Here is a 14,904-nt window from a genome sequence, read left to right as displayed (position 1 = left end):
TGTCACAGGTTCACGCAATCCCCCCGAAAGTTGCGTGCTTCGCAACCTGGTGCGTATGGCGATACCCGTACTAGCATGCCGCGCGTATCTACGGCGCGAGCGAGACGAGGCACCATGGCTCCCCAGTACGACTTCGTCATCGTCGGTGGTGGATCGGCCGGCAGTGCACTGGCCAACCGGCTCTCCGCGGATCCGGGCAACCGGGTGCTGGTTCTGGAGGCCGGCAGACCCGACTATCCCTGGGACGTCTTCATCCACATGCCCGCGGCGCTGACCTACCCGATCGGCAGCCGGTTCTACGACTGGAAGTACGAGTCCGAACCCGAGCCCCACATGGGTGGCCGGCGGGTCTACCACGCGCGCGGCAAGGTGCTGGGCGGTTCCAGCAGCATCAACGGCATGATCTTCCAGCGCGGCAACCCCATGGACTACGAGCGCTGGGCGGCCGACCCCGGTATGGAGACCTGGGACTACGCGCACTGTCTGCCGTACTTCCGGCGGATGGAGAACTGTCTGGCGGCCGATCCGGACGACGAGTTCCGTGGCCACGACGGCCCTCTCGTCCTCGAACGCGGCCCGGCGACCAACCCGCTCTTCGGCGCCTTCCTCAAGGCCACCGAGGAGGCGGGATACGCCCCGACCGGCGATGTCAACGGTTACCGGCAGGAAGGTTTCGCCCCGTTCGACCGGAACGTCCACCGCGGACGTCGCCTGTCGGCCTCGAAGGCGTACCTCAAGCCCGCCCGAAGGCGTCCCAACCTCACCGTCAGGACGCGCGCCCTCGTCACCCGCGTCCTGTTCGAGGGCAAGCGCGCCGTCGGCGTCGAGTACCGGCGCGGCCGCGGCGCGGCCCAGCGGGTCCGTGCCAAGGAGGTCATCCTCTGCGGCGGCGCGATCAACTCCCCGCAGCTGCTCCAGCTCTCCGGCGTCGGCAACGCGGAGGAACTGGGCGCGCTCGGCATCGACGTCGTCCACGACCTGCCGGGCGTCGGCGAGAACCTGCAGGACCACCTGGAGGTGTACATCCAGTACGCCTGCAAGCAGCCCGTCTCGGTGCAGCCGTACCTGGCGAAGTGGCGTGCCCCCTTCATCGGCCTGCAGTGGCTCTTCCGCAAGGGTCCGGCCTCGACCAACCACTTCGAGGCCGGCGGCTTCGCCCGCAGCAACGAGGACGTCGACTATCCCAACCTGATGTTCCACTTCCTGCCCATCGCGGTCCGCTACGACGGCTCCGTGCCCGCCGGCGGACACGGGTACCAGGTGCACGTCGGTCCCATGTACTCCGACGCCGTCGGCTCGGTGAAGATCAAGAGCAAGGACCCGACCGAGCACCCGGCGCTGCGCTTCAACTACCTGTCCACCGAACAGGACCGCCGCGAGTGGGTCGAGGCGATCCGGGTCGCCCGCAAGCTGCTCAACCAGCCCGCCCTCGCCCCGTACAACGGCGGGGAGATCTCGCCCGGACCGTCCGTCGAGACCGACGAGGAGATCCTCGCCTGGGTCGCCAAGGACGGCGAGACCGCCCTGCACCCCTCGTGCACCTGCAAGATGGGCACCGACGAGATGTCCGTCGTCGACCCCACCAGCATGCGGGTGCACGGCGTGGAGGGCCTGCGGGTCGTCGACGCGTCGGTGATGCCCTACGTCACCAACGGCAACATCTACGCGCCGGTGATGATGATCGCGGAGAAGGCGGCGGACCTCATCCTCGGCAAGGAACCGCAGGCGCCGTCGAAGGCCGCGTACTACCGCCACCGCGACGCCCACGAGCAGGCCGGCTAGACCTTGCGCGCCGCAGGGCTCGGGGCGCTGCGCGACCGGCCGCCGTAACACGGACTTCTCCGTTCACGGTCCGATCGGAAACCCGGCTGAGTCGGGCCTGTAACAGGGCGCTCCCGTTGCCGTCCGCTTGGCTGAACCGTCACCGCCCAACCCCTTGACGTGCGTTCCCGCAGTGCCCAGAGTGTTCCACCACAAGCAATCCGGTGCGCGATGCGCAACGAAATTCGCTCGAAGGGCTCCCGCAGTGGCAGACCTGTATGTGGACGGAGAGTGGCGCGACCCGGTGGCCGGAGGTCACCGCGACATCCGTTGTCCGGCTGACGGCACTCTCGCCGCGACCGTCTCCGAAGGGACGCGTCCCGACGCGGAGGCGGCCGTCGCCGCGGCCCGTCGGGCCTTCGACGAAGGGCCCTGGCCGCGCACTCCGGAGCGCGAGCGCGGCGCGCTGCTGCTGCGCACCGCCGACATCCTCGAGCGCGACGCCAAGGAATTCGCCCGCGCCGAATCGCTGGACACCGGCAAGCGGCTGGTGGAGAGCGAGTACGACATCGCCGACGTCGTCTCCTGCTTCCGATACTACGGCGGGCTCGGCGGCACCGACGCCGGCCGTGTGATCGACACCGGCCGCGATGACGCGGTCAGCCGTGTCGTGTACGAGCCGATCGGGGTGTGCGCGCTGATCACCCCTTGGAACTACCCGCTCCTGCAGGCGAGTTGGAAGGTCGCGCCCGCCCTCCTCGCCGCCAACACGATCGTCCTCAAGCCCAGTGAGCTGACTCCCTCCACGTCGATCCTGCTGATGAAGGCACTGGAGGAGGCCGGGCTCCCGGCCGGTGCCGCCAACCTCGTCCTGGGGGCCGGGCCCGAGGTGGGCGCACCGCTCTCCGAGGACCCACGGGTCGACATGGTCTCCTTCACCGGTGGCCTGGACACGGGCCGGCGGATCATGGCCACCGCCGCCGCGACCGTGAAGAAGGTCGCGCTGGAACTCGGCGGCAAGAACCCCAACGTGGTCTTCGCCGACGCCGACTTCGAGACGGCCGTGGACTTCGCGCTCACGGCCGTCTTCCTGCACTCCGGGCAGGTCTGCTCGGCCGGCGCCCGGCTGATCGTCGAGGACGCGCTGCACGACCGTTTCGTCGACGAGGTGGTCCGCCGGGCCCGGCAGATCCGCCTCGGTGGCCCCTTCGATCCCGACGCCGAGACCGGCGCGCTGATCTCCGCGCAGCACCTGGCGAAGGTCGAGGCGTATGTCGCCGCCGGCCTCGCCGAAGGCGCCGTGCTGCGCTGCGGGGGCGAACGCCCCGACGACCCGGCCCTGGCGAACGGCCACTACTACCCGCCCACCGTGCTCGACGAGTGCCGCCAGGACATGCGGGTGGTGCACGAGGAGTCCTTCGGCCCGGTCCTCACCGTGGAGCGCTTCACCGACGAGGACGACGCGGTACGCATCGCCAACGACACCGAGTACGGACTCGCCGGCGCCGTATGGACGCAGGACGCCGGGAAGGCCCAGCGGGTCGCCCGGCGGCTGCGTCACGGCACGGTGTGGATCAACGACTACCACCCCTATGTGCCGCAGGCGGAATGGGGTGGCTTCGGGCGTTCCGGCGTGGGCCGGGAACTGGGACCGACCGGCCTGGACGAGTACCGGGAGCCCAAGCACATCTGGCAGAACATCCGACCCCGGCCGCAGCACTGGTTCCGCGGCTGAACGCCGAAAGAGGGCGATCATGACCCCAACACAGACCGAGGCGCCGCGACGACGCGGCACCCCCGAGGACGCGGCTCCCACACCGGTCATCTCCGTGCGCAAGCTGTGGAAGGTGTTCGGGCCGAAGGCGGACCAGGTGCCGGACTCCCCGGAACTGTGCGGGCTCACCCGCCGCGAACTCATGGACCGCACCGGATGCACCGCCGCCGTGCGGGACGTGAACTTCGAGGTCGCGCCCGGGGAGGTGTTCGTCGTCATGGGACTGTCCGGCTCCGGCAAGTCCACCCTCGTACGATGTCTGACCCGGCTGATCGAACCCACCACCGGTGAGATCGTCTTCGAGGGCGAGGACATCCGGGACGCCGACGACAAGCGGCTGCGCGAATTGCGGCGCAGCAAGTTCTCCATGGTCTTCCAGCACTTCGGGCTGCTGCCCCATCGCCGCGTCGTCGACAACGTGGCGTTCGGGCTGGAGATCCGCGGGATGGGCAGGGCCGAGCGCACCCGGCGGGCGCTGGAGGTCGTCGAACTCGTCGGCCTCGCCGGGTACGAGAACTCCTACCCCGACCAGCTCTCCGGCGGTATGCAGCAGCGCGTCGGTCTCGCCCGGGCGCTGGCCGGCGATCCGGACGTACTCCTCTTCGACGAGCCGTTCTCCGCGCTCGACCCGCTGATCCGCCGGGACATGCAGAACGAGGTCATCCGGCTGCACCACGAGGTCGGCAAGACGATGGTGTTCATCACCCACGACCTCTCGGAAGCGCTGAAGCTGGGCGACCGCATCCTCATCATGCGCGACGGAAAGACGGTCCAGTGCGGCACCGGTGACGAACTGGTCGGCGCGCCCGCCGACGACTACGTACGCGACTTCGTCAAGGACGTGCCGCGCGGCGACGTCCTGACCCTGCGGTGGATCATGCGTCCGGCCGAGCCCGACGACCCGCTGGACGGGCCCGAGCTGGGTCCGGACGTCGTGGTGCGGGAGGCCACGCGGGCGGTGCTCGCGGCGGAGAAGCCGGTCAAGGTCGTCGAGGACGGCAAGCTGCTCGGCATCGTCGGTGACGAGGAGATCCTCGCGGTGGTCGCCGGACAGGAAGGCGACATGTGATGACGGTCGCCGTGGAAAAGCCCACGAAAACAGCGGCTCCGCAGGCGCCCCCTCCTGTCAAGGGTGTGCGCAGGGTCAGCAGGTCCATGGTGGTGGCCGCGATCCTGGCCGTCTGGCTGCTGCTCTTCGCCGTGCTGCGTGGAAAGCAGACCCTGTCGCTGGCCGCGGCCGACCTCACCGATCTGCACCGCTGGTTCAACGACGTCAACGACGCGATCGGCGCGGACCGCAACTCCAACCCGCTCTTCCTCTACTTCTTCAACGAGATCCGCCTGGTCATCGACACCTTGGTGACCTTCGTCCAGGAGCTGATCTCCCAGCCGTCCGCCGACCGGCCGGTACCGCAGATCGGCTGGCTCGGCGTCGTCGGCCTGACGGGGTACGTCTCCTGGGCGGTGGCCAACTGGCGGGTCGCGCTCCTGGCCGTGGCCGGCTTCACCTTCCTGGGGCTCCAGGGCCTGTGGCAGGAGAGCATGGACACGCTGGCGCTGACCCTCTCCGCGGTCCTCGTGGCGCTGCTGTTCGCGATCCCCCTGGGTGTGTGGGCGGGGCTGTCGCACCGGGTCAACCGGATCGTGACGCCCTTCCTGGACTTCATGCAGACGATGCCGACCTTCGTCTACCTCGCGCCGCTGACCCTGTTCTTCCTCATCGGCCCCGCCTCCGCCACGATCGCCACACTGATCTACGCGGCACCGCCGGCGATCCGTATCACCGCGCACGCCATCCGGTCCGTGCCGCAGACCACCGTCGAGGCGGCCGACTCGATGGGCGCGACGCGATGGCAGAGCCTGCTGAAGGTCCTGCTGCCGATGTCGCGGCGGACCGTGGTGATGGGCGTCAACCAGACCATCATGGCCGCCCTGGCCATGGTGACCATCGCGGCCCTGATCGACGCGCCCGGCCTCGGGAAGACCGTCGTCCAGGCCCTGCAGTCGCTGGACGTCGGCACGGCGTTCAACGCCGGTCTGGCCATCGTCGTCATGGCCATCGTCCTCGACCGGGTCACCACCGCGGCGAGCGGACGGGCGGAGGCGGCCCGGCGTTCGGGAAACCCCTTCCTCAAGTGGCGGCCGCACCTGCTGGCGGGCGGAGGTGCGGCGGCGGCGGTGCTGGTGTATCTGTCGCACACGTATGTGTGGGCGGCCGAGTTCCCCGGCGAGGGCAGTACGGGAAGCACCATCGCCAAGGCGGCGGACGACGTGACCACCTGGGCCCAGGACAACCTGTCGGGCCTGACCAACGGCTTCCGCGACGCCCTCACCAACGGCCTGCTCAATCCGTTCCAGACCCTGCTGACCGACTCCCCGTGGTGGCTCGTCGGCGCCGCCCTGGTCGGAGTCGGCGCGGTGCTCGGCGGCCGGCGCGCCGGGGTCACCACCGCGGTGTGCGTGGGACTGCTGGTCGGCACGGGCGTGTGGTCGGACGGCATGACGACGCTGGCGTCGACCGCCGTCGCGACGGTGCTGGTGATGCTGCTCGGCGTCGTCGTCGGGGTGTGGATGGGACGCAGCCCGCTCGTGGACCGGCTGATCCGGCCCTCGCTGGACGCGGCACAGGTCATGCCGCCCTTCGTCTATCTCGTGCCGTTCCTCGCGCTGTTCGGCGCGACACGGTTCACGGCCATCGTCGCCGCCGTCGTCTACGCGGCACCGGTCGCCATCAAGATCATCGCCGATGGAGTACGGGCGGTGCCCGAGACCACCGTGGAGGCGGCGACCGCATCCGGCTGCAACACCTGGCAGATCATCACCAAGGTGCAACTGCCGATGTCCCGCGGTGCCCTGACCCTCGCGACCAACCAGGGCCTGATCTACGTGCTGTCGATGGTCGTGGTGGGCGGCCTGGTGGGAGCGGGCGCCCTCGGCTACGACGTCGTGGCCGGCTTCTCCCAGGGACAGCTGTACGGCAAGGGGTTGGCGGCGGGTCTCGCCATCGTCCTGCTCGGAGTCATGTTCGACCGGATCACCCAGGCAGCGGCTCGCCGCACCAGAGCATAAGGAGCACGACACCATGGCAAGACACTGGCGAGCCGGCGCGGCCGGCCTGGCCGTCCTCGGCCTCACCCTCACGGCCTGCGGCGGCGCGAAGGTCGGTGCCGACAGTGCCGGGGGCTCGGGCAGCTCGGACAAGTGCGGCACCTTCAACCTCGCGGTCAACCCGTGGGTGGGTTACGAGGCGGACGCGGCGGTCGTCGCGTACGTCGCCGAGCACGACCTCCACTGCAAGGTCACCAAGAAGGACCTGAAGGAGGAGATCGCCTGGCAGGGCTTCGGGACGGGCGAGGTCGACGCCGTCCTGGAGAACTGGGGGCACGAGGACCTGAAGAAGAAGTACATCACCGGGCAGAAGACGGCCGTCGACGCCGGACCGACCGGCAACAAGGGCATCATCGGCTGGTTCGTGCCGCCGTGGCTGGCGAAGGCCCACCCCGACATCACCGACTGGAAGAACCTCAACAAGTACGCCTCGAAGTTCAAGACCTCGGAGTCGGGCGGCAAGGGCCAGCTCCTCGATGGCGACCCGTCGTACGTCACCAACGACGAGGCGCTGGTGAAGAACCTGAAGCTGGACTTCAAGGTGGTGTACGCGGGCAGCGAGACCGCGCTCATCCAGGCGTACCGCAACGCCGAGAAGAACAAGGAATGGGTGATCGGCTACTTCTACGAGCCGCAGTGGTTCCTGTCGGAGGTGCCGCTGGTCAAGGTCGACCTGCCCGCCTACAAGACGGGCTGTGACGCCGACGAGGAGAAGGTCGCCTGCGACTATCCCGTCTACGACCTCAACAAGATCGTCAGCGCGAAGTTCGCCAAGTCGGGCAGTCCCGCCTACGACCTGGTGAAGAAGTTCAACTGGACGAACGACGACCAGAACACCGTGGCCAAGTACATCGCGGTGGACAAGATGACGCCGGACGCGGCGGCGAAGAAGTGGGTCGAGGCCAACCGCGACAAGGTCGACGCCTGGATCAAGTAGGGCGCGCGAGCGCCCCGGAAACCCGCCGGAGGGCCCGGCAGGCTGCGTCGTCAGCCTGCCGGGCCCCGGCGCGTCCGGGGCCGTTCCGCGGTGGTGTTCCGGGCTGCTTTTCCGGCGTCACGGACCCCTTGACACCCATCTCCACGACGGGCACATTGAGTTGCGCAACCTGAACCATGTTGCGTAGACAGCAACTGGAACGCTTTCCAAGTCGGAGGTACGGCGATGGCGGGACCCCGGGTGGTCATCATCGGAGCGGGCGTCGTGGGGGCAGCGCTCGCCGACGAGATCTCCGCGCGAGGCTGGACCCAAGTGACCGTGGTCGACCAGGGCCCGCTCCCCGCGACCGGGGGATCGTCGTCGCACGCGCCGGGCCTGGTGTTCCAGACCAACTCGTCCAAGACCATGACCGAGCTGGCCCGCTACACCGTCGAGAAGTTCTGCTCCCTCGACGTCGACGGGCAGCCCTGCTTCCTCCAGGTCGGCGGCCTGGAGGTGGCGACCACCCCGGAGCGCGTCGCGGAGCTCCACCGCCGCCAGGGCTGGCTCACCTCCTGGGGCATCGAGAGCCGGCTGCTGAGCCCCGAGGAGTGCGTCGAACAGCACCCGCTCGTCAACCCGGACAGGGTCCTCGGCGGCCTCCTGGTCCCTACCGACGGCATCGCCAAGGCAGTTCTCGCCGTCGAGGCGCAGATCCGCCGGGCCACCGAACGCGGTGTGCGCTTCCTGGCCCGCCACGAGGTCCTCGACGTCCAGCAGACCGAGGGCGAGGTGACCGGCGTCCTCACCGACCAGGGCGAGATCCCCGCCGACATCGTCGTGTGCTGCGCCGGCATCTGGGGCCCGAGGATCGCCCGCATGGTCGGCATGAACCTCCCGCTCACCCCGCTCGCCCACCAACTGGCCTGGACCGGACCGGTGCCGGCCCTCGCGGGCCAGACGCGGGAGGCGGTGCGCCCGATCCTGCGCCACCAGGACGCCGACCTCTACTACCGCGACCGCTACGACGGCCTGGGCATCGGCTACTACGGCCACCGGCCGATGCCGATCTCCGCCGACGACATCCTCTCCGTGGACGAGGCCGACGCGATGCCGTCGGTCCTGAAGTTCACCGAGGACGACTTCGCCGACGCGTGGACCGAGACCCAGTCACTGCTCCCGGCGACCAAGGACGCCAAGGTCGAGGAGGGCATCAACGGCCTGTTCTCCTTCACCACCGACGGCCTGCCCCTCCTCGGCGAATCCCCGGACGTCAAGGGCTTCTGGGTCGCCGAGGCCGTCTGGGTCACCCACTCCGCGGGCGTGGGCCGGGCCGTGGCCGAGTGGCTGGTCGACGGCCACTGCTCCTCCTTCGACCTGCACGAGTGCGACGTCAACCGCTTCGAACCGCACCAGCTCTCCCCGGAGTACGTGCTGGCCCGCGACTGCCAGAACTTCGTCGAGGTCTACGACATCCTGCACCCGCTCCAGCCGTCGGGGGACCCGCGCCCGATCCGCACGAGCCCGTTCCACGCCCGCCAGCAGGAACTGGGCGCCTTCTTCCTGGAGGCGAACGGCTGGGAGCGCCCCCAGTGGTACGAGGCCAACGCGGGCCTGGTCGAAGGCCGCGGCATCCCCACGCCCAACGACTGGGCCGCGCGGTACTGGTCGCCCATCGTCGGCGCCGAGGCGCAGGCCACCCGGGAGACCGTCGCGCTGTACGACATGACGGCCCTCAAGCGCCTGGAGGTCACCGGGCGCGGTGCCGCCGCCTTCCTGGAGCGGCTGTGCACCGGCAGGATCGACAAGTCGGTCGGGTCGGTGACCTACACCCTGCTCCTGGACCACGACGGCGGCATCCGCAGCGACATCACCGTTGCCCGCCTGGCCCGCGACCGGTTCCAGGTCGGCGCCAACGGCAACCTCGACCTCGACTGGTTCACCCGCCACCTCCCCGCCGACGGCACGGTCCAGGTACGCGACATCACCCCCGGCACCTGCTGCATCGGCCTGTGGGGACCGCTCGCCCGCGACGTCCTGCAGCCCCTCACCGACGCGGACTTCTCGACGAGCGGCCTGAAGTACTTCCGCGCCCAGCGCGCCTACATCGGCACGGTGCCCGTCACCGCCATGCGGCTGTCCTACGTCGGCGAGCTCGGCTGGGAGCTCTACACCACCGCCGACCAGGGCCAGAAGCTCTGGGACACCCTGTGGCGCGCGGCCGAGCCCCTCGGTGGCATCGTCGCCGGGCGGGGCGCCTTCAACAGCCTGCGCCTGGAGAAGGGCTACCGCTCCTTCGGCACCGACATGACCTATGAACACGACCCCTACGAGGCCGGGGTCGGCTTCGCCGTCAAGGCCGACAAGGAAGACTTCATCGGCAAGGCCGCGCTGGAGCGCCGCAAGGCGGACGTACGGCGGAAGTTGACCTGCCTCACCATCGACGACCCGCAGGCGGTCGTCATGGGCAAGGAGCCGGTGTACGACGGCGACCGCCCCGTCGGCTACGTCACCAGCGCCGCCTTCGGCCACACGATCGGCAAGGGCATCGCCTACGCGTGGCTCCCGGCCGAGCTCGCCACTCCCGGCCGTGCTGTGCACATCGGTTACTTCGACCAGCGCGTCGAGGCCGTCGTCGCCGAGGAGCCTCTGTTCGACCCGAGCATGTCCCGCCTCCGGGGCTGACCGTGGGGAAGGAACACCGCCGGTGACCGCGCAACTGCTCGACGGCAAGGCGACCGCCGCCGAGATCCGCCGCGAACTCGCCGAGCGGGTGGCCAAGTTGACCTCGACCGGCGCCCGCCCGCCTGGACTCGGCACCGTCCTGGTCGGCGACGACCCGGGCAGCCGCGCCTATGTCGCGGGAAAGCACCGTGACTGCGCGCAGGTGGGCATCGCCTCCCTGCGCCGGGAGCTGCCCGCCGACGCCACCCAGCAGCAGGTCGAGGACGTCATCGACGAGCTCGACGCCGACCCGGCCTGCACCGGATACATCGTCCAACTCCCGCTCCCGCGCCACCTGGACGCGGGCGCGGTGCTGGAACGCATGGACCCGGCCAAGGACGCCGACGGTCTCCACCCCGTCAGCCTCGGGCGGCTCGTCCTCGGCGTCGAGGCACCGCTGCCCTGCACCCCCCGCGGCATCGTCGAACTGCTCCGCCGTCACGACGTGCCGCTCGACGGAGCACGGGTGTGCGTGATCGGACGGGGTATCACGGTCGGACGGCCCCTCGCACTGCTGCTCACCCGCAGGTCCGAGAACGCCACCGTGACCCTGTGCCACACCGGCACCCGGGGGCTGGCCTGGCACGTACGCGAGGCGGACATCGTCGTCGCGGCGGCCGGCTCACCCGGCCTCATCACCAAGGACCTGCTGCGCCCCGGCGCGACCGTCCTGGACGTCGGCATCACCCGCACCGGCCAGGGACTGGTGGGCGACGTCCACCCGGAGGCCGCCACGGTCGCCGGCCGGCTCGCACCGATGCCCGGGGGCGTGGGCCCCATGACCCGGGCCATGCTGCTCGCCAACGTCGTCGAGGCCGCGGAGAGGAATGCGCACGCCGTATGAACGCGCTGAACACGCCCGGGTGCAGCAGGCGCACGAGAACTTCTCGCCCAGCGCCGTGAGGGGGCGCGGCACTCGGCCGCGCCCAACAAGTAGGCCGGGGGACCCCGGCCGGCGCGGTGTGCGCTACGGCCCAGAGGGACCCCGCGACCCCGGGACGCCGCCGGGCGGTCGGCAGGACCTGGAGAGCCGGATCCGCGGCGTCGCAGGTGCACCTGAGAACAGGCCGACACCGGTCAGCGGAAGACGACCGTGCGATTGCCGTTGATCATGACCCGGCTCTGGCTGTGCCATTCCACGGCCCGGGCCAGGACCTGCGCCTCGACGTCGCGCCCCAGGGTGACCAGACTGTCGGGGCTCTGTGAGTGGTTCACGCGGATGACGTCCTGCTCGATGATGGGGCCCTCGTCGAGGTCCGGGGTGACGTAGTGGGCCGTGGCTCCGACGAGTTTGACGCCGCGCTCGTGCGCCTGGACGTACGGCCGTGCGCCCTTGAAGCTCGGCAGGAACGAGTGGTGGATGTTGATCGCCCGGCCTTCGAGTTGCTTGCACAGGTCGTTCGACAGGATCTGCATGTAGCGGGCGAGCACCACGAGGTCGATGTCGAGCTCGTCGACGAGCTTCAGCAGCCGCGCCTCCGCGTCGGCCTTCGTCTCCCGGGTCACGGGGATGTGGTGGAACGGGATCCCGTAGCTCTCGGCGAGCGGTTCGAAGTCCCGGTGGTTGGAGACGATCGCCGGCACCTCGATGTTCAGCGCGCCGGTGCTCCGGCGGAAGAGCAGGTCGTTCAGGCAGTGACCGAATTTCGACACCATGATCAGCGTGCGGGTCGGAGTCGACGCGTCGTGCAGCTGCCAGGAGATCCGGTACGCCTCCGCCACCGGGCCGAAGCCGGAACGCAGGTCCTCCAGCGAGGTGCTGGGGTCCGACACGTCGAAGTGCACCCGCATGAAGAAGCGGTCCTGGAGCCGGTCGTCGAACTGATGGCTCTCCTGGATGTTCCCGGAGTTCCGCACCAGGAAGCCGGTGACGGCGTGGACGAGGCCGGAGCGGTCGGGGCACGAGAGGGTGAGGACGAACTCGCGGTCGGGGTGCGGTCGAAGGGACACTGAGTCCTCCTGGGGGTGCGCATTACGCAACAGTGGGACTGATACGCAACATCGTCCCGGTTGTCGCGGCCCGCGGTCAAGGGTCCGGGGCGACCTGGCCGACCCCTTGACAGTGGTTCGGGCGGGCTGCACTGTGTGTTGCGTTGCACGATACATGTTGCGCATAAGGAAACCTCAGGAGTTCTCCATGACTGCGACCTCCCTGCCGGAGAGCCTGATCGCGACGCTCCCGGGCCACCACTACACGGACCCGGAGATCTTCCGCCTGGAGCAGGAGCACATCTTCGAGTCCATGTGGTTCTGCGTGGCGCGCTCGGCGGAGCTGGACAAGCCGGGCGCGTTCAGGACCGTGGACGTGGGACGGGAGAGCGTGCTGGTGACCCGGTCGCGGGACAGGTCCGTCCGCGCCTTCTTCAACGTGTGCCGGCACCGGGGCGCGAAGCTGTGCACGGAGGAGTCCGGCGAGGTGAAGCGGGCGTTCCAATGCCCGTACCACGCCTGGACCTACGACCTCGACGGCAAGCTCGTCGCGGCTCCGAACCTGACGAAGATGCCGGACGTGGGCCGGAGGGAGTACGGCCTGGCGAGCGTGGCCGTGCGCGAGTGGCTGGGCTATGTGTGGGTGTGCCTGGCCGAGGACCCGCCCCCGTTCGAGCAGTCGGTGGTCGCGGACGTGGTGGCGCGCCTCGGGGACGTGGAGTCCATCGACCGCTACGACGTCGAGAGCCTGGAGATCGGGCGTCGGATCGTCTACGACGTACGGGCGAACTGGAAGCTCATCGTCGAGAACTTCATGGAGTGCTACCACTGCGCGACGATCCACCCCGAACTCACGGAGGTGCTCCCGGAGTTCGCCGACGGGTACGCGGCGCAGTACTACGTGGGGCACGGCGCCGAGTTCGGCGCGGACGTCAGGGGGTTCACCGTCGACGGCTCCGAGGGCCTGGACCGTATCCCCACGGTCTCCGAGGACCAGGACCGCCGGTACTACGCGATCACGGTGCGGCCGCAGGTGTTCATCAACCTCGTCCCCGACCACGTGATCTTCCACCGGATGTATCCGGTGGCGGTCGACCGGACGATCGTGGAGTGCGACTGGCTGTATCTCAAGGGCGTCGTGGCGAGCGGCCGGGACGTCAGCCGGTCGGTGGAACTGTTCGACCGGGTCAACCGGCAGGACTTCGACGCCTGCGAGCGCTGCCAGCCGGCGATGAGCTCGCGCCTGTACGCGAAGGGCGGCGTCCTGGTGCCCAGCGAGCACCACATCGGCGAGTTCCACGACTTCGTCCGGGAGCGCCTGGGCACCGGATCGAACCTATAGGTTCGATCATGTCCCGTCGGGACCTCCCGTCCGGGGGACGGGCCCAGGCCTACACATGAGGAGCTCGCCATGGCCTCCATCCACCGCACCACCATGACGCCCACCAAGCTGGAGTTGCTCAACGACTGGCTGCCGAAGCAGAGTTGGTACGTCGGCGACGGGCAAGCGCCGGAACTGCTCAGGGCCGGCGGGTTCCGTCTGGACGATCCCGAGGGCGCGGTCGGCATCGAGTTCATGGTCGTGGTGGACACCGCCGCGCGCGAGCCGGTGGCCTATCTCGTGCCGATGGGATATCGCGGGGCCGCGCTTGAGGGCATTCCCGGCGAGGCGTTGATCGGCACCTCCGAGCACGGGGTGCTCGGCACCCGGTGGATCTACGACGGCGTCCAGGACCCGGTGGTGATGGCGCAGTTGCGTGCCCTTCTGCGCGGTGAGGCGATACCGCAGCACCAGAGCGAGAGCGACACCCCTGACCCGACCGTCACCGTGCACGGAACCGGCCCCGGCGACGGACTCGACGTCCGGGTCAACCGAGTACTGCGGGCCGCGGACGCCGCGCAGGGTTCGGCCGGACACCTCGTCGCCGGATGGACCTGGCCGAACGGAACGACCGCACGGGGCGTAGTCGCGGCCGTCGTGCCGCGGTGAGGGCGGCGGGCACGGACAGGCGTCGAGGAATGGCATGGACACCCTGAGGCGCTGCTGGGCATCATGATCCACATGGCTGATCAGCAGATGGCGATGGCCCCTGTGAGCGCACTGCCGGAGTCGGTGGACAGTGCCGCCTTGCTGGCGTTGTCGGAGGAACACCACCAGCGGCCCGCCCGGTTCGTGGGGGTGCGGGAGTTGAGCGGGCACCTGGTCAAGGTGTACTCCCTCCAGGCCCCGGGCCGTGATGTGACGGAGCAGGCCGTCGACGTCGCCGCACGGATCGCCGAAGGGCATCTGGCACTCGGCCGCACCCGTGGGTCGCTCGGCCTCGCCGTCCTGATCACGCACGCGGGCGGCGACGGCGACTACGTCCTGGTTCACACGTGGATCGAAGGACTCATGTCCGACCTGGCCGTCTTCGCCGGACCGGCCGGGCAGCCCGACCAACTCCGCCCGGGGCGTACCGGTCTCACCCCCTGCGTTTGGGAAGCCGCCATCCTCGCCCACGAGCGCGACGCGTTCGCACGGCATCTCCTCGACGGCGGTGGGGCGCTCGCCGACCGGCTGACCGCCTGGAACGCCGACACCCTCACGGGCGACATCCGCTGACCGGGGCCCCGGCCGTACGCCACCCACAGCGGGATGCGGCGGCGTGACCTGCCCGAGACCGAGAGGACGGGCGGAAGGAGAACAGGAACA

Annotated in this window: 11 protein-coding genes; 10 read left to right on the top strand and 1 reads right to left on the bottom strand. The window is 69.6% G+C overall.

Features of this window, described 5'->3' with window-relative positions:
* Positions 1-114 precede the first annotated feature (114 nt).
* From betA to ACGFNV_RS15340, 7 genes are all read left to right on the top strand, one after another.
* Positions 115-1,782: a choline dehydrogenase gene (gene betA, locus ACGFNV_RS15370; protein ID WP_393622665.1), complete on the top strand. Its 1,668-nt coding sequence runs from the start codon at positions 115-117 to the stop codon at positions 1,780-1,782.
* Between the two features lie 244 nt (positions 1,783-2,026).
* Positions 2,027-3,496 carry an aldehyde dehydrogenase family protein gene (locus ACGFNV_RS15365; protein WP_393622663.1) on the top strand — a complete coding sequence of 490 codons (1,470 nt, stop codon included), beginning with the start codon at positions 2,027-2,029 and terminating at the stop codon, positions 3,494-3,496.
* Between the two features lie 19 nt (positions 3,497-3,515).
* A complete protein-coding gene (locus ACGFNV_RS15360; RefSeq protein ID WP_393622662.1) occupies positions 3,516-4,604 on the top strand; it encodes a glycine betaine/L-proline ABC transporter ATP-binding protein in 1,089 nt (362 codons plus the stop codon).
* The gene (locus tag ACGFNV_RS15355) at positions 4,604-6,604 is read left to right on the top strand and encodes an ABC transporter permease (RefSeq protein ID WP_393622660.1); all 2,001 of its coding nucleotides are present in this window, start codon (positions 4,604-4,606) and stop codon (positions 6,602-6,604) included. The genes ACGFNV_RS15360 and ACGFNV_RS15355 overlap by 1 nt, the downstream gene beginning before the upstream one ends.
* A gap of 13 nt (positions 6,605-6,617) precedes the next feature.
* Entirely contained in the window at positions 6,618-7,580 is a 963-nt protein-coding gene (locus ACGFNV_RS15350) for an ABC transporter substrate-binding protein (RefSeq protein ID WP_393622659.1), read from the top strand.
* 225 nt (positions 7,581-7,805) lie between these two features.
* Positions 7,806-10,244: an FAD-dependent oxidoreductase gene (locus ACGFNV_RS15345; RefSeq protein WP_393622657.1), complete on the top strand. Its 2,439-nt coding sequence runs from the start codon at positions 7,806-7,808 to the stop codon at positions 10,242-10,244.
* A gap of 22 nt (positions 10,245-10,266) precedes the next feature.
* On the top strand, positions 10,267-11,127 hold the full coding sequence (locus ACGFNV_RS15340; RefSeq protein ID WP_393622655.1) for a bifunctional methylenetetrahydrofolate dehydrogenase/methenyltetrahydrofolate cyclohydrolase: 861 nt from the start codon (positions 10,267-10,269) through the stop codon (positions 11,125-11,127).
* A gap of 233 nt (positions 11,128-11,360) precedes the next feature.
* Here ACGFNV_RS15340 and purU read toward each other — a convergent pair whose 3' ends face one another.
* The gene (purU, locus tag ACGFNV_RS15335) at positions 11,361-12,233 is read right to left on the bottom strand and encodes a formyltetrahydrofolate deformylase (RefSeq protein ID WP_393622653.1); all 873 of its coding nucleotides are present in this window, start codon (positions 12,231-12,233) and stop codon (positions 11,361-11,363) included.
* A gap of 187 nt (positions 12,234-12,420) precedes the next feature.
* On the opposite strand from purU, the gene ACGFNV_RS15330 reads away from it, so the two are divergent.
* The 3 genes from ACGFNV_RS15330 to ACGFNV_RS15320 all read left to right on the top strand — a co-directional run bounded on the left by ACGFNV_RS15330 (position 12,421) and on the right by ACGFNV_RS15320 (position 14,814).
* A complete protein-coding gene (locus ACGFNV_RS15330; protein ID WP_393622652.1) occupies positions 12,421-13,554 on the top strand; it encodes an aromatic ring-hydroxylating dioxygenase subunit alpha in 1,134 nt (377 codons plus the stop codon).
* Positions 13,555-13,623: 69 nt separating this feature from the next.
* On the top strand, positions 13,624-14,202 hold the full coding sequence (locus tag ACGFNV_RS15325; RefSeq protein ID WP_393622650.1) for a 1,4-alpha-glucan branching protein: 579 nt from the start codon (positions 13,624-13,626) through the stop codon (positions 14,200-14,202).
* A gap of 72 nt (positions 14,203-14,274) precedes the next feature.
* Entirely contained in the window at positions 14,275-14,814 is a 540-nt protein-coding gene (locus ACGFNV_RS15320; RefSeq protein ID WP_393622648.1) for a hypothetical protein, read from the top strand.
* The last annotated feature ends 90 nt before the right edge of the window (positions 14,815-14,904 follow it).

The sequence above is a fragment of the Streptomyces sp. NPDC048751 genome, from assembly GCF_043198595.1.
Taxonomy (GTDB): domain Bacteria; phylum Actinomycetota; class Actinomycetes; order Streptomycetales; family Streptomycetaceae; genus Streptomyces.
The sequence above is the reverse complement of the archived record's forward strand: the minus strand, read 5'-3'. Positions and strand labels throughout refer to the sequence as shown.